Below are 14,407 nucleotides of genomic sequence, written 5' to 3'. Positions count from 1 at the left end.
GGGGATGTATGTGAAAGAGAAGGTAGTTATTATAACAGGTGGATCAAGTGGAATGGGAAAAGGGATGGCGATACGTTTTGCGAAAGAAGGGGCACGTGTTGTTATTACAGGGCGTACAAAAGAAAAGCTAGAAGAAGCAAAGTTAGAAATTGAACAGTTTCCAGGGCAAGTATTATCTGTACAAATGGATGTACGAAATACTGATGATATTCAAAAAATGATTGAACATATTGATGAGAAGTTTGGACGAATTGATATTTTAATAAATAATGCAGCTGGAAACTTTATTTGTCCAGCAGAGGACTTATCTGTGAATGGCTGGAATTCGGTAATTAATATTGTATTAAATGGTACATTTTATTGCAGTCAGGCTATTGGGAAATATTGGATTGAAAAAGGTATAAAAGGAAATATTATTAACATGGTGGCAACATATGCATGGGATGCAGGCCCAGGGGTTATCCATTCGGCAGCAGCTAAAGCTGGTGTACTAGCGATGACAAAAACTCTTGCTGTTGAGTGGGGACGTAAATATGGAATACGAGTTAACGCTATCGCACCAGGACCAATTGAGCGTACAGGTGGTGCCGATAAATTATGGATTTCAGAAGAAATGGCTAAGCGTACATTGCAAAGTGTTCCACTTGGTAGAATGGGTACACCAGAAGAAATTGCGGGTCTAGCTTATTATTTATGTTCAGATGAAGCTGCATACATAAATGGAACTTGTATGACAATGGATGGTGGCCAGCATTTGCATCAATATCCATTTTAAAAGGAAAGAAAAATGAATGATTCATTAATTTTTCTTTGGTGAAATGTGACGAAGTTGTGACACGTGAGAGAAATGTGTTTACAAAGGGGAATATATAGGTTATATTTAAGACCTCTTTTTTCTTCATAGTAGAATTGCTAATTCCCCTTAGCATTTTACCCCTCTAATCCCTTCAGGAAAACTGAAGGGATTTTTTATTATTTTTCCGTAAATATCGTGTTATAATTTTTGAAAAGTAAAGGGAGGGAAGCACGTTGATAGATGCATTAGATGTAATGAGTAACTTGGATAAAGTCCTTCCTTATTATCAAGCTATTTTTAGTGCTGATGAGCATACAGTAATTGGATATGAAGTTGTAGGACGTATTCAAACAGAAGAGGGCATACAAAGTTTAGCATCTTTCTTCCATGATGATTCTATTCCGAGTGAGTTCCAACTTGAAGCGGATAACATCATCGTAGAAAAAGCGTTAAATAGGTATTTAGAAACGGATCAAAAATTATTATTATTTATACATCGGAATGCTAATGTATTAATGAATGATGAAGATGAAAGTTTACTTCAACTTTTGCTGATGTATGAAGAACAAGGTTTGAACTTACAACGCATTGTTCTGGAAATAACAGAACATGAATGTAAAGAAGATATAGAACAATTTAATCATTTACTCATGTATTATCGTACATATGGTATTCAAATTTCGATAAATAAAGTCGGAACGGGTACAAGTAATTTAGAGCGTATTAGCGTGTTAGCACCGGATATTTTAAAAGTAGATTTAACAAATTTAAGGCAAACTGCACTTTTACAATCTTATCAAGATATTTTATATTCCTTATCTTTACTTGCTAGAAGAATTGGTGCGACATTGTTATATGAAGAAATTGATGCTTTTTATCAACTACAATATGCTTGGAAAAACGGTGGTAGATATTATCAAGGTAATTATTTGAAAGAATGTTTACCTGATTTTATTGAAACGAATGTTTTAAAAGAGCGACTTGGTAATGAATGTCATCAATTTATTCTGCATGAGAAGAAGAAGTTGCAAAAAATTTATAATTTAACAGAGATGTTACGTGATCGAATTGGTGATGTTCTGTCAAAACAAAAAAAGAATGAAGATATAAATGATTGGTTATTACAATTTAGCCAAAGCATATCACAATATAGTTTTCGGATATTTATTTGTAATGAAGATGGTTTTCAACAATCGGGTAATATTATGAAAAAAGATGGTGGATGGATCATTATGCCAGAGTATTATATGAAGAACTGGAGCTGGCGCCCGTATTTTCTAGAAAATATAATGAAAATGCGTTTTGAGAATAAGGCAAGACTTTCAGATTTATATGCTGATATCGAAACTGGTGAAATGGTACGAACATTTTCATTCCCGATTGATGATGAAAACTTTTTATTTATAGATTTATCGTACGAATATTTATATGAAGAAGATGTTTTATTTTAATGCACGAAGAAATTCGTGTATTTTTTTGTTTGTTTTTATCATAAATTGGTAATAGTGAAAATGATGATGAAAATGCTGTCTATCGTTGTAAAGATTTTACGAACGAAATCATCCCTTTCTTTGCATAATCATTGTTACAATGAATACTACAAAGACAAGCTCTTTTAAAAGGAAGGTGAAAAAATGAAGAAATATGGAATATGGTTTGTTCTATTTATATGTGTTGCCTTTCTAGTTGGCTATAGTGTCACAACTGTTTTAGGAAAAGAAGAAGTGAAAGTGGATCGGAAAGAAGTGTTTACAACGATACAAAAAGGTTATGAGACGCAATTTTCAATCCGCGGGAAGCAAATACCTACGAATAAGATGATAGAGACGTTATCACCATATTTTACAAATAATTTCCTTCAAGTTTTTACAGATGAAAACAGTAGAAATGAAAAACAAAGTGGTGAATATTTACTTCCAGCAAAAGAAGCTCCATTTTCTTTTAATTCAGAAACAAAAATGTCTTATGATGAAGAACATAAAAATTTATATGTCTATGAGCGGACAAAGAGTGGACAATATCAAATTGTGACATTGCAAAAGGATAATGGAAAATGGAAATTAGCAGGGTATCATGAAAGTCAGGAACTGTTGACTGAAATAAAAAGGTTACAACAATTATGAGAATAGGAATAGGTGTCGCCTATTCCTATTCTATACCGAGTAGCTGTTGTAATTTTTCAATTTGAAAACCTGCCACAACTTCTTCGTCAATTACAACTGTTGGAGTTGAATAGGATTCATAGTCATATAAAAGACGATTGCGTGCAGCAGCGTCTTTTTTTATGTCAAATTCTTCATATACAACGTTATTATGTTTTAAAAATTCTTTTACAATGGTACAAGGCGGACAATCAGGTTGTGTATAAACCTCAATTTTTTTCATTGTAATTCCTCCCTTTTTCTGTTGTTTATTATATTCTGCCAGTATAAAAAGCGCAATAAAGAAGTAAAAAGATGCTCTTTCATCTTTTTACTTCTTATTTCGACAAATTTTAGTTGAGTTTCTTGCCAAGAACCTTTATCCTAGATTGTGGAACGTTTTTTCTGTTATGACGGATAGAATGAGTATAGCTGTAAAACCTATTGGTAGGAAGATCAGAGAAAGGAGAGATTTCATGTCTCTACTCCAAGGAATTTTAACTCGACTTGTTAGTCTACAAGAACAAGCTGAAAGCGGTGAAGTAGCACAACGCTATTTTGAAGTGAACGGTGAGCGCAAATGTAGCGTGAAATTTTTCGATAAAAGTGAAATGTATGAGTTAGAAGTGTATCAACAAGGTGAAAAACCTCAAGTGTATCAATTCGATAACATCGATATGGTTGCAATTGAGATTTACGATATCATTTCTTGATACATATAAAAAAGGTACTGCCAAATGGCGGTACCTTTTTTAGTTATATTAATTAATGGGCTATATAGGTAGTAGAAGTTTCAATTTAAGTCGCGATTAAATAAAAGAGTTTTTATAAATGTATATGTATAGGAATTTTTCATTTTTCCTACAATGATAGTAAATATTAATAGGAGGTGCAAAGGATGGAACGCTTACCGATTGTTATTTGTCCTAATTGTCACAGTCATGCTGAAATTAATCACGTATTAACCGCCCAATCTAATCAAAATGTAATATATACATGTAGGTTTTGTAATTATGTAATTCGAAATATTGAAACGAATAAAGGGTAGTAAGTTATAATTTTTGTTTTTGTCCCATACAATGAGAATACGAAAAGTCTGTCTAATTGAAAGGACGTGACTATGTGGACGGTGAGCATACATTTTATAATGTTTCAGAGAGACATTTGAATTTTGATATGGTATTTAACCATATTTGTAGTTTCATTGAAAAGGATCCGCGAAATTTATATCGATTATCTATTGGGACAGACTCACAAGCGCATCAAAAGGATACGAGGTTTATTACAGCGATACATATTCATCGTGTTGGAAAAGGAGCATGGGGATGTTTGCATCATAAATCAGTGAAAAATAAGCCAGCAACGTTGCGAGAGAAAATATATTTAGAAACACAGTTTAGTCAAGAAATCGCCTATCTATTTACTCCCAATCATATACAAGCGATATGGGATTTATTGCACCCATACGCTCAAGATGGAGCAGGATTCATAATGGAGATTCATTTAGATATCGGGAATGATGGTTTAACAAAAGAATTTATTTTAGATATGACGATGAAAATTCAAGCAATGGGATTAACAGCAAAAATTAAACCAGATGCTTATGCGGCATTTAGTTACGCAAACAGATATACAAAATAATGTGAAATGATGTCTATATATTCGCAGTCGTTAAGTATTTCTAACAAAAACTGAATATTACATCTGTTAAATAGACTGAAAAATTTATATAATGAGAGTGATGATGCGAGTACAAGGAGAGGAGCATATGGAAAAGGAATTTGTTTTAACAAGAGAAGAAGAAAATTTATTGTTGGATATTCTGTTTCAGCAAAATTACGCGAGCGAAATTTTAGCGGTGGAGCTTACAGACATTGAGAATGGTTTAAAACAGATAGATGTGACGCAATATAAAAAAATCACAAGATTGTTTTACCGATTAAAAAATAAAGGGTATTAAGCACTACCGGAATGGTAGTCTTTTTTTTATGTTATATGCTAAAATAGTTATGTATTTTTATTAGAAGAATGTCAGGACAAAATAATAATATGAAAACGCTATCATAAAATGTGAATAGGACCGGAGAATATTAGCAGGAAAAAGGGAAAATGGGGGATGTAACATGATTAGTATTCCGAAAGACGAGTTTCAACAAATTCTTGTGAAGGATTTAATGATTTCATCAGATAAAGTAGCACATGTACAAATAGGGAATGGTCTAGAACATGCTTTACTCGTTCTTGTGAAATCTGGATATTCGGCGATTCCTGTTTTAGACCCTATGTATAAATTACATGGGTTAATTAGTACTGCTATGATTTTAGATGGTATTTTAGGATTAGAGCGTATTGAGTTCGAAAGACTTGAGAATATGAAAGTGGAACAAGTGATGAAGGAAGAGATTCCAGTTCTTATGTTAGAAGATTCTTTTGCAAAAGCTTTAGAAATGACAATTGATCATCCTTTTATTTGCGCTGTCAATGAAGAAGGTTACTTCGAGGGTATTTTAACACGGCGGGCTATTTTAAAATTGTTGAATAAAAAAGTGAGACAGCATAATCGATAACGTAGGGAAAGTGACTTCACAGAAAAGGCGAAGTCACTTTTTTTCGTGCATATCAGTTGTGTATGTATTATATTTAAAAAGACATAAAGCATAAGAAAAGTTTGAACTAACAAACCGTTCTAATGTATAAAAGTATGCAATTAAATTAAGGATGAAATACTTATTAAAATTAGGTGTATGGAAGCTAAGGAAAGAGGGAGAAAGTTGCAAATTGATGATTTTCAAATGATGGTTGTGTTAGCTCAGGAATCAAATATGAGAAAAGCGGCGGAACGTTTATTTGTTTCCCAACCTGCGCTTAGTCAACGATTACAATCTATGGAGAAACAATGGGGAATGAAATTTTTTATTCGTTCACAAAAAGGATTAACAATTACACCTGAAGGGGAAAAAGTTGCAAATTATGCAAAAGAAATGTTACAACGGGAAGAGGGTATTAAAAGTGAACTGGCTCTTTTTAGAACCGAAACATACGGTACGTTAAAAATAGCTGTTGCATCAGTCATTGGGCAATATTGGCTTCCACCTGTTTTGAAAAAATTTGTGCATAAGTATCCTTCTGTGAAGATATCTCTGTTTACTGGCTGGAGTAGTGAAGTGCAAAAGCAATTTTATGAAGGAGACGTTCATGTTGCTATACTGAGAGGATCACAAGAATACAAAGGGCAGAAACAACAATTATTTGAAGATGAATTATATTTAGTTGATAAAGAAATAAAAGATATTTCGATGTTAAAAGAGACAAATAGACCATTTATTCAATTTAAAAGTGATTCGACCTACTATGGACAAATACAAAATTGGTGGTATGGATTATTTTCAAATCCACCTAAGCGAACGATTGTAGTTGACCAAATTGAAACGTGCAAACAGCTTGTTTTAAATGGAATAGGTTATGCTCTTTTACCTTCGACTGTTTTAAAAGAAGTGCAGGAAAATATGTATAAAACACCTGTTCAATTAACGAGAGAAACATGGTTATTGACGAGTGACTCGGCAAGGCAGTTGAAGCAAGTACAAGCATTTTTAGAAATTATAGAAGAAATTCAAATGGGAAAATAAGATTATTGTCTTGCTACTCGCTCTATCGTTTGGTAGAGTAACATTATAAATGGATTTAGGAGGCAACAAGAATGAAAATGATGGACGCTAACGAAATTATTTCGTTTATTCAAAACAGTGAAAAGAAAACTCCTGTAAAGGTATACATAAAAGGGGATTTAAAAGAGGTAACATTCCCTGAAACAGTACAAGCATTTGTAAATAAAAAATCTGGTGTATTATTCGGAGAATGGTCTGAAATTAAGACAATTCTTGATGAAAATAGCAAGCACATTGTTGACTATGTAGTTGAGAATGACCGTCGTAATTCTGCAATTCCAATGCTTGATTTAAAAGGTATTAAAGCTCGTATTGAGCCAGGCGCGATTATTCGTGACCATGTAGAAATTGGTGACAACGCTGTTATCATGATGAATGCAACAATTAACATCGGTGCTGTAATTGGTGAAGGTACTATGATCGACATGAACGCAGTGCTTGGTGGACGTGCAACAGTTGGTAAGAACTGTCACGTAGGTGCAGGTGCTGTACTTGCCGGTGTTATTGAGCCACCTTCTGCAAAACCAGTTATCGTTGAAGATGATGTTGTAATTGGTGCAAATGTAGTTGTTCTAGAAGGCGTTACAGTAGGTAAAGGTGCAGTTGTAGCAGCAGGAGCTGTTGTAACAGAAGATGTGCCTCCATATACAGTTGTTGCGGGAACTCCGGCACGTGTAATTAAAGAAATTGATGAGAAGACAAAAGCAAAAACTGAAATTAAACAAGAGCTTCGTCAATTAAACCCAGAGAAATAAAAAATAAAAAGCGTAAGAGCATGAATGTGCTCTTACGCTTTTTATAGATAGAGGTGCAAAAATGACAGTAAGCAAATTTGTCCAAGTTCGTAGAGATTTACATAAAATTCCGGAGATTGGATTTAAAGAGTGGAAAACACAACAGTATATTTTAGATTATATAGGAACGCTTCCTAATGAATATTTGGAAGTGAAAACATGGAAAACAGGTGTAATTGTTAAAGTAAATGGAAAAAATCCAGAAAAAATAATAGGTTATCGTGCAGATATAGACGGTCTACCAATTACAGAGGAAACTGGATATGAATTCTCTTCTGTCCATGAAGGAATGATGCATGCATGTGGACATGATTTGCATGCAACAATCGGTTTAGGACTTCTAACAGCGGCTGTAAGCGAAAGAATAGATGATGATCTTGTGTTTATATTCCAACCAGCTGAAGAAGGTCCAGGTGGTGCACTTCCTATGTTAGAAAGCGATGAGTTAAAAGAATGGAAGCCTAATATGATTCTTGGACTTCATATTGCGCCTGAATACTCTGTGGGAACAATCGCGACAAAAGAAGGTTTATTATTTGCGAATACATCAGAGCTATACGTTGATTTAAAAGGAAAAGGTGGACATGCTGCATATCCGCATACAGCAAATGATATGATTGTTGCAGCGAGTCATCTCGTTACACAACTTCAATCAGTTATTAGTCGTAATGTGAACCCTCTTGACAGTGCGGTAATTACAATTGGGAAAATTACAGGTGGTACAGTTCAAAACATTATCGCAGAAAAGTCTCGTTTAGAAGGAACAATTCGAACGCTATCAGTGGAATCAATGAAACGTGTTAAAAGCCGAATTGAGGCAATTGTTGCGGGAATAGAAGCTTCTTTTCAATGTGAAGCTGTTATTGACTACGGAGCGATGTATCATCAAGTGTATAACCATGAGGAGCTAACGAGAGAGTTTATGCAATTTACACGTGAACAAACGACTATGGACGTAATTACGTGTACGGAGGCAATGACAGGTGAAGACTTTGGTTATATGCTTCGAGAGATACCTGGATTTATGTTTTGGCTTGGAGTAAATTCAGAATATGGTTTACATCATGCGAAATTAAAACCAGACGAAGAGGTTATTGAGAAAGCAATTGTATTTTTAAATCAATATGTGAAGTGGAAGGGAAATAGAAAGTGAACTTACTCGCTAATTGTGCAATAGTTTAGAGTGGGGACTTCTTAGTTCAGAGACGAAAACATCTTTCGTATTCGTTAGTGTTAGACATCTTCATACAAATGAGTAAAGTTAAATTTGACGTCTTAATAATGAGCAGGGGGGTTTTTAGCCACTGCTCATTATTAATTATTGCTAATAGGGAAGATAATTATTTAACTACCCTATATATGTTTACTTTTAGTATGAAAAGTGTGTAAAATCAATGTGATACATAGAAAAAAGGGTGGGGAATTACGTGCAAATTAGCAGTGCGATTTTATGTTTCGTCTTATATGCATATGTTATTATTGCGGCGGTTTATTTTGGGATAAGTTTTTACGCCTATCGTTTAGCAAATAATAGTGAATATGAAGAAACATACAAATGGGTGAAAAGATATTTGTCACCTGTACTAGAAATTATGAATGGATTTGTTCTTTTTTTATTTATTGGATTAATTGCTTTCTCAACGAGTTTAGTAGGGAATAAGACTACGTTATTTGTACTAGGTATCATTATTTTTATGCTATTAGGAATTCGGATTGGTAATACGGTGTTTTGGAACGAAAGGAAAATAGATGGTTGGACAGGGATGTTTATTCCATGTATGTTAGCTGCAATTGTGACGAATATAGAACATGAATATTATCAATTACATTTTTGGCTTATCATTGTTTTAACAATCCTCTCTGTTTTGTATATAAGTACTGTCGTGCTAACATACATCGCAAATGAAAAAGGAGATGCAAAAGGTGCGCACTTCTTTAGAGGGCGTGCATTATTATGGAGTGTGCCGACGATGGCAGTTATAGGAATTATTGCGATATTAGTAAATGGATATCAATTTACTAATTGGCAATTGTTTTTAGAAACTTGGTGGATCTTCATTGTTTCGCTTGTAGCTTTTTTAGGCGCAACACATTATTTATTCCATCAACATCATTACATATTGGCACTGTTATTCGCATTTACACAACTTTTATTTGCTTTTTTCGGACAAGAAACGCTATTGTTCGTTTTTGAAACATTTAGTTCATTTGGAAATATATTTGTATTTGGTATGTTAATTTTCGGTATCGCGTTTTATTTACAACAGTATTTTTATATGCAAAAACAAAAATAAGAAGTATATACAGGTTTTTGTAGCGAATTTAAAGTATGTTACAATAAAAGTACATAGTATTTGATGTTATTGGAGGAATTCCTGTGGGCGAAAAAGAGAAAGAATTTGCTGTTATTGGGCTTGGCCGTTTTGGTGGAAGTATTTGCCGTGAATTAGCTCAATTAGGTATGGAAGTAATGGCAATTGACTCAGATGAGGATAAAATTAATGAGTTTGCAAATATAGCTTCGCATGCTGTAATTGCAGATTCAACAGATGAGATGGTATTAAAAAGTCTTGGTATTCGTAATTTTGATCATGTAGTCGTTGCTATTGGAGATAATTTGAATTCAAGTATTTTAACAACGTTAATTTTGAAAGAATTAGGTGTGAAAAATATTACTGTAAAAGCTCAAAATGACTATCATGAAAAAGTGTTAAGTAAAATAGGGGCAGATCATATTGTGCATCCAGAACGAGATATGGGAAAAAGGATTGCTAATAATATCGCATCAAGTAATGTGTTAGATTACCTAGAGCTTTCAGATGAGCATAGTATTGTAGAGATTATCGCAAATAAAAAAATTGATGGGCACTCTTTAATTGAATTAGATATTCGTGCGAAGTTTGGTTTGAACATTGTAGCAATTAAACGTGGAAAAGAAGTTATCGTATCTCCTCGAGCTACAGAAAATGTTCAGGCGGGAGATATATTAATTGTAATTGGTCATGACGATGAAGTAGATCGTTTTAAGCATTTTTTAAGATAAGAGAAAAGGACAATGCCGAGGAGGCATTGTCCTTTTTCTTATATTTCCATAATGATTGGTAAAATCATTGGACGACGTTTCGTTTTTTCGTATAGGAATGGTGCTAATGTGTCTGTAATCTCATTTTTAATTTCAGACCATTGTGTTGTTTTTCGCTCCATTACTTTTTCTAAATGTGTTGTAATTAATGTTTGAGCATCGTTGATTAAATCGCTGCTTTCACGCATATAAACGAAACCACGCGAGATGATATCAGGTCCTGCTGCAACTTTAAATTCTTTCATATCAATGCTTACAACTACAATAACAAGTCCTTCTTCAGAAAGAATGCGACGATCACGTAATACGATATTACCGATATCTCCAATACCATTTCCATCGATATAGACAGAGCCAGATGGGATTTTCCCAGCTACGCTTGCTTCATCAGAACGTAAAGCAAGAACATCTCCATTATCCATAATGAAACAATTTTCTTCTGGAATACCACAATCATTCGCTAATTTCATATGCATACGTTGCATACGATATTCACCATGAATTGGCATGAAATATTTCGGCTTAATAAGACGTAGCATTAACTTTTGTTCTTCTTGTCCACCGTGTCCACTCGTATGAATATTTGAGAGTTTACCATGGATTACATCAGCACCAGCGCGGTACAACATGTTAATTGTACGACTTACACTAATTGTATTGCCTGGGATTGGTGAAGAAGAGAAAACAACTGTATCGCCAGGGATAATTTGAATTTGACGATGTGTACCATTGGCAATACGTGAAAGTGCTGCCATCGGTTCCCCTTGACTACCTGTACATAACATAACAACTTTATTAGCTGGTAGGCGGTTTAGCTGAGCTGTGTCTATGAATGTATCCTTTGGACACCGGATATAACCAAGGTTTTGTCCGATTTCAATAGCCGCTTCCATACTTCGACCGAATACAGCTACTTTACGATTGTTTTCAACAGCAGCCTCAACAACTTGTTGTAAGCGATGGATATTCGATGCAAAGGTTGCGAATATAATACGACCGTCTACTTTGCGGAATATATCTTGAATACTATCACCAACGCGGCGCTCAGACATCGTAAAGTTTGGCACTTCACTGTTTGTACTATCAGATAAGAGACAAAGTACACCGTCTTTTCCGATTTCGGCCATTTTTGTTAAATCTGCTGGCTCACCTACTGGTGTGAAATCAAATTTGAAATCACCTGTATGAACGACTTGTCCTTGAGGTGTTTTCACAACAACTCCGTATGAATCCGGAATACTGTGAGTTGTACGGAAGAAGGAAACAGATGTCTTTTTAAATTTAATAACATCATCTTCTTGAATTTCATAAAGTTTTGCTTTACGAAGTAATCCGTGCTCTTCTAATTTGTTTTTTATTAGGGCAATTGCTAATTTTCCACCGTAAATTGGAATGTTTACTTGACGTAATAGATAAGGAATTCCACCGATATGATCTTCGTGACCATGTGTAATGAATAACCCTTTAATTTTATCTTCGTTTCGCACAAAATAAGTGTAATCTGGTATTACATAATCGATCCCGAGGAGTTCGTCTTCTGGAAATTTAATTCCAGCATCAATTATAATAATTTCATCTTGAAATTGAACAGCATATGTATTTTTACCGATTTCACCAAGACCACCGAGTGCAAAAACGGCAGCTTGATCATTTTTTAGGAATTTCATATGACTATACGATCTCCGCTAATATTAAATCAGCGTTTTGTTTTTCATATTCAAGATGAGCACCAGTAACAGACTGAACGAACTCGATATTATATGCGAACTTATTTAATTTTTTACGAACATCCTTTTGAGACGTAGCCTCTAAATATAAAACTTTTGTATTTTCACGTACTGGGACCTCAGTTAATTTTTCTTGATAAAATACTTTAAAAATCATTGGGAAAACCTCTCCTTGTCTATGTTTTGCATTATCTGTTACTTATTATAAAGCAAACAGTCACGATTTTCATGTTTTTTCGAATGAGAATGAAGAAAAAGCCCGAAATGGGCACAATTTAAGCGATTGTCTTCTTACGGACTAAATCGTTTAAATAACGCTTGAGCTTTTTCTTCAGCTTCTTCAGCATGATTACTCCTTCCTTTCCTTATTTAAAACATGCATATTACTAATGATAACTCTGTCTCCCATACAAGAAAGAAGATTAGAAGTGAATAGTGAATCTTGTTCTTTTTAGTATAGTGTAAGTTATCTTGTAGTAACGATTAGTAGCCGTTAGTTATAGATATAGTATGAGGAAGAATAGAAAAGAAAATTCATCCGAACAAGTATCCACATTTTTTCACTAATAGTATATGCACATTTTATAAATAAGGTCAGAAAGTGAACGCTTTCTTCACAGATGTTTAATATGTTATACTTTTTTTTGAAATTTGAAAAGTGATAATCAAAATAGGAATATAGAGTGCCAGAAAGGATTTTGACAAATGAATGATAAAATTGTCTTTTTTGATATTGATGGAACATTATTAGATCATGATAAGAAAATTCCGCAATCTACAAGAGATGCAGTAAGAGATTTACAAGAAAAAGGTGTGCATGTAGCGATTGCAACAGGGCGTGCGCCATTTATGTTTGAAGATATTCGTGAGGAACTCAATATACATAATTATGTTAGTTTTAACGGGCAGTATGTTGTATTTGAGGATGAGGTATTATTTAATAATCCATTACATCCTGATGCTCTACATAAGTTTACTCAGTTTGCAAAACAAGAAGGATATCCACTTGTATATCTTGACCATCAAGAAATGAGAGCGTCAGTGGAATATCATGATTATGTAAAAGAAGGTTTTGGAAGCTTACAATTCGAGCATCCGGCATATGAACCTGATTTTTATGAGAAACGCGATATTTATCAAACGCTTCTTTTTTGTGAAGTAAACGAAGAAGAAAAGTTTATTCATCATTATCCAGATTTTCATTTTATACGCTGGCATGCATATTCAATGGATATTATCCCTAATGGTGGTTCTAAGGCAAAAGGGATTGAGAAGTTTATTGAGAAAATAGGATTTAATCGTGAACAAGTATATGCATTTGGGGACGGATTAAATGATTTAGAAATGATTGAAGCAGTAGGAACGGGCATTGTGATGGGGAATGGTCATGAGGATTTGAAAAAACTTGCTAATTATGTGACAAAAGATGTTAATGAAGACGGTATTTATCACGGATTAAAGTGGGCTGGCTTGTTATAAGTAAGTGTGGAACCCATTTCACATAATAAAAAGGCGGAAGATTAACTTCCGCCTTTTTACTATTATCGCTCGAGAGGTTTTGAATCATCGGGAGCCACAAATGGATTGTCTTTATTAATATGGTCATAGAACATAACACCGTTTAAATGGTCGATTTCATGTTGGAATACAATTGCTGGTAAACCTTTTAATCGCAGTTTTACGTCTTCACCGTTAATCGTTGTTGCCTTTACTGTAATTCTCGTGTAACGAGGGACATAACCAGGTACTTCACGGTCTACAGATAGACAGCCTTCACCATTTTGTAAATATGTACGTTCAACAGAATGACTAATGATTTTTGGGTTAAATAATGCGTAGCTATATAACGTATCGTTCGTATCAGTTACATGAACCGCAATCATTTTCTTTGAAATACCGATTTGCGGAGCCGCTAATCCGATTCCGGGGCGTAAATTATATTTTTCAGCCATTTCAGGGTCCTGGCTATTTATTACAAATTCAATCATTTCTTTAAGAGTATTTGTATCTTCCTCGCTAGCAGGTAAGGAGACCTCTTCTGCGACGTCGCGCAAAATAGGATTTCCTTCACGAATTACCTCATTCATTGTAAGCATATGTAATCTCTCCTTTCTCCTTTAGTCTACCAAAGGAGATAAAAAAAGTCATCGGCAAGTAAGGAAGAGCTACTTGGAAACAAATCTTCTACAGATAAGTTAT

At 34.2% G+C, this 14,407-nt stretch carries 18 protein-coding genes; 14 read left to right on the top strand and 4 right to left on the bottom strand.

What is annotated here, in order from left to right; genetic code table 11:
* The first annotated feature begins 10 nt into the window (after positions 1-10).
* The 3 genes from fadH to MHH59_RS19965 all read left to right on the top strand — a co-directional run bounded on the left by fadH (position 11) and on the right by MHH59_RS19965 (position 2,919).
* Positions 11-775: a 2,4-dienoyl-CoA reductase gene (gene fadH / locus MHH59_RS19975; protein WP_002128892.1), complete on the top strand. Its 765-nt coding sequence runs from the start codon at positions 11-13 to the stop codon at positions 773-775.
* Positions 776-1,029: 254 nt separating this feature from the next.
* The gene (locus MHH59_RS19970; RefSeq protein ID WP_002128891.1) at positions 1,030-2,247 is read left to right on the top strand and encodes an EAL domain-containing protein; all 1,218 of its coding nucleotides are present in this window, start codon (positions 1,030-1,032) and stop codon (positions 2,245-2,247) included.
* 183 nt (positions 2,248-2,430) lie between these two features.
* On the top strand, positions 2,431-2,919 hold the full coding sequence (locus tag MHH59_RS19965) for a DUF3993 domain-containing protein (RefSeq protein WP_002128890.1): 489 nt from the start codon (positions 2,431-2,433) through the stop codon (positions 2,917-2,919).
* Between the two features lie 25 nt (positions 2,920-2,944).
* On the opposite strand, the gene MHH59_RS19960 is transcribed toward MHH59_RS19965, so the two are convergent.
* Positions 2,945-3,181, bottom strand: coding sequence for a glutaredoxin domain-containing protein (locus MHH59_RS19960; RefSeq protein WP_002014835.1), 237 nt, complete (start codon positions 3,179-3,181; stop codon positions 2,945-2,947).
* A 232-nt stretch (positions 3,182-3,413) separates the two neighbouring features.
* On the opposite strand from MHH59_RS19960, the gene MHH59_RS19955 reads away from it, so the two are divergent.
* The 10 genes from MHH59_RS19955 to MHH59_RS19910 all read left to right on the top strand — a co-directional run bounded on the left by MHH59_RS19955 (position 3,414) and on the right by MHH59_RS19910 (position 10,442).
* Positions 3,414-3,650 carry a YkuJ family protein gene (locus MHH59_RS19955; RefSeq protein WP_000055151.1) on the top strand — a complete coding sequence of 79 codons (237 nt, stop codon included), beginning with the start codon at positions 3,414-3,416 and terminating at the stop codon, positions 3,648-3,650.
* Positions 3,651-3,835: 185 nt separating this feature from the next.
* Positions 3,836-3,985, top strand: coding sequence for a hypothetical protein (locus MHH59_RS19950; RefSeq protein ID WP_002033828.1), 150 nt, complete (start codon positions 3,836-3,838; stop codon positions 3,983-3,985).
* A gap of 74 nt (positions 3,986-4,059) precedes the next feature.
* The gene (locus tag MHH59_RS19945; protein ID WP_340852170.1) at positions 4,060-4,578 is read left to right on the top strand and encodes a ribonuclease H-like YkuK family protein; all 519 of its coding nucleotides are present in this window, start codon (positions 4,060-4,062) and stop codon (positions 4,576-4,578) included.
* A 127-nt stretch (positions 4,579-4,705) separates the two neighbouring features.
* Positions 4,706-4,897, top strand: coding sequence for an antirepressor AbbA (abbA, locus tag MHH59_RS19940; protein WP_033708000.1), 192 nt, complete (start codon positions 4,706-4,708; stop codon positions 4,895-4,897).
* Between the two features lie 163 nt (positions 4,898-5,060).
* The gene (cbpB, locus tag MHH59_RS19935; protein WP_002066926.1) at positions 5,061-5,504 is read left to right on the top strand and encodes a cyclic-di-AMP-binding protein CbpB; all 444 of its coding nucleotides are present in this window, start codon (positions 5,061-5,063) and stop codon (positions 5,502-5,504) included.
* A 177-nt stretch (positions 5,505-5,681) separates the two neighbouring features.
* Positions 5,682-6,566: a LysR family transcriptional regulator gene (locus tag MHH59_RS19930; protein WP_003191095.1), complete on the top strand. Its 885-nt coding sequence runs from the start codon at positions 5,682-5,684 to the stop codon at positions 6,564-6,566.
* Positions 6,567-6,637: 71 nt separating this feature from the next.
* The gene (gene dapD / locus MHH59_RS19925; RefSeq protein WP_002128886.1) at positions 6,638-7,360 is read left to right on the top strand and encodes a 2,3,4,5-tetrahydropyridine-2,6-dicarboxylate N-acetyltransferase; all 723 of its coding nucleotides are present in this window, start codon (positions 6,638-6,640) and stop codon (positions 7,358-7,360) included.
* Positions 7,361-7,421: 61 nt separating this feature from the next.
* On the top strand, positions 7,422-8,552 hold the full coding sequence (locus MHH59_RS19920; protein WP_002033831.1) for an N-acetyldiaminopimelate deacetylase: 1,131 nt from the start codon (positions 7,422-7,424) through the stop codon (positions 8,550-8,552).
* Between the two features lie 274 nt (positions 8,553-8,826).
* Positions 8,827-9,693, top strand: a complete 867-nt coding sequence (locus MHH59_RS19915) for a hypothetical protein (RefSeq protein ID WP_002014843.1) — start codon at positions 8,827-8,829, stop codon at positions 9,691-9,693.
* Between the two features lie 83 nt (positions 9,694-9,776).
* Positions 9,777-10,442 (top strand): potassium channel family protein, encoded by a 666-nt coding sequence (locus MHH59_RS19910; protein WP_000504033.1) that lies wholly within the window; start codon positions 9,777-9,779, stop codon positions 10,440-10,442.
* Between the two features lie 38 nt (positions 10,443-10,480).
* On the opposite strand, the gene rnjA is transcribed toward MHH59_RS19910, so the two are convergent.
* Both rnjA and MHH59_RS19900 read right to left on the bottom strand, forming a co-directional pair.
* On the bottom strand, positions 10,481-12,148 hold the full coding sequence (gene rnjA / locus MHH59_RS19905; RefSeq protein ID WP_002033834.1) for a ribonuclease J1: 1,668 nt from the start codon (positions 12,146-12,148) through the stop codon (positions 10,481-10,483).
* A 4-nt stretch (positions 12,149-12,152) separates the two neighbouring features.
* Positions 12,153-12,365 carry a DNA-dependent RNA polymerase subunit epsilon gene (locus MHH59_RS19900; RefSeq protein WP_000576436.1) on the bottom strand — a complete coding sequence of 71 codons (213 nt, stop codon included), beginning with the start codon at positions 12,363-12,365 and terminating at the stop codon, positions 12,153-12,155.
* 548 nt (positions 12,366-12,913) lie between these two features.
* On the opposite strand from MHH59_RS19900, the gene MHH59_RS19895 reads away from it, so the two are divergent.
* On the top strand, positions 12,914-13,687 hold the full coding sequence (locus MHH59_RS19895; RefSeq protein ID WP_002014845.1) for a Cof-type HAD-IIB family hydrolase: 774 nt from the start codon (positions 12,914-12,916) through the stop codon (positions 13,685-13,687).
* 62 nt (positions 13,688-13,749) lie between these two features.
* Here MHH59_RS19895 and def read toward each other — a convergent pair whose 3' ends face one another.
* The gene (def, locus tag MHH59_RS19890; protein WP_002014846.1) at positions 13,750-14,304 is read right to left on the bottom strand and encodes a peptide deformylase; all 555 of its coding nucleotides are present in this window, start codon (positions 14,302-14,304) and stop codon (positions 13,750-13,752) included.
* Positions 14,305-14,407: the final 103 nt, after the last annotated feature.

The sequence above is a fragment of the Bacillus sp. FSL E2-0195 genome (assembly GCF_038003645.1).
Classification (GTDB): domain Bacteria; phylum Bacillota; class Bacilli; order Bacillales; family Bacillaceae_G; genus Bacillus_A; species Bacillus_A mycoides.
Note: the sequence above shows the minus strand (reverse complement) of the source record. Positions and strands in the feature narration are given on the sequence as shown.

Coding starts and splice junctions, on each gene's coding strand:
- MHH59_RS19965 (WP_002128890.1), top strand. CDS start 2,431: ATGAAGAAATATGGAATATGGTTTGTTCTATTTATATGTGTTGCCTTT.
- MHH59_RS19960 (WP_002014835.1), bottom strand. CDS start 3,181: ATGAAAAAAATTGAGGTTTATACACAACCTGATTGTCCGCCTTGTACC.
- MHH59_RS19955 (WP_000055151.1), top strand. CDS start 3,414: ATGTCTCTACTCCAAGGAATTTTAACTCGACTTGTTAGTCTACAAGAA.
- MHH59_RS19950 (WP_002033828.1), top strand. CDS start 3,836: ATGGAACGCTTACCGATTGTTATTTGTCCTAATTGTCACAGTCATGCT.
- abbA (WP_033708000.1), top strand. CDS start 4,706: ATGGAAAAGGAATTTGTTTTAACAAGAGAAGAAGAAAATTTATTGTTG.
- cbpB (WP_002066926.1), top strand. CDS start 5,061: ATGATTAGTATTCCGAAAGACGAGTTTCAACAAATTCTTGTGAAGGAT.
- MHH59_RS19930 (WP_003191095.1), top strand. CDS start 5,682: ATGGAAGCTAAGGAAAGAGGGAGAAAGTTGCAAATTGATGATTTTCAA.
- dapD (WP_002128886.1), top strand. CDS start 6,638: ATGAAAATGATGGACGCTAACGAAATTATTTCGTTTATTCAAAACAGT.
- MHH59_RS19920 (WP_002033831.1), top strand. CDS start 7,422: ATGACAGTAAGCAAATTTGTCCAAGTTCGTAGAGATTTACATAAAATT.
- rnjA (WP_002033834.1), bottom strand. CDS start 12,148: ATGAAATTCCTAAAAAATGATCAAGCTGCCGTTTTTGCACTCGGTGGT.
- MHH59_RS19900 (WP_000576436.1), bottom strand. CDS start 12,365: ATGATTTTTAAAGTATTTTATCAAGAAAAATTAACTGAGGTCCCAGTA.
- MHH59_RS19895 (WP_002014845.1), top strand. CDS start 12,914: ATGAATGATAAAATTGTCTTTTTTGATATTGATGGAACATTATTAGAT.
- def (WP_002014846.1), bottom strand. CDS start 14,304: ATGCTTACAATGAATGAGGTAATTCGTGAAGGAAATCCTATTTTGCGC.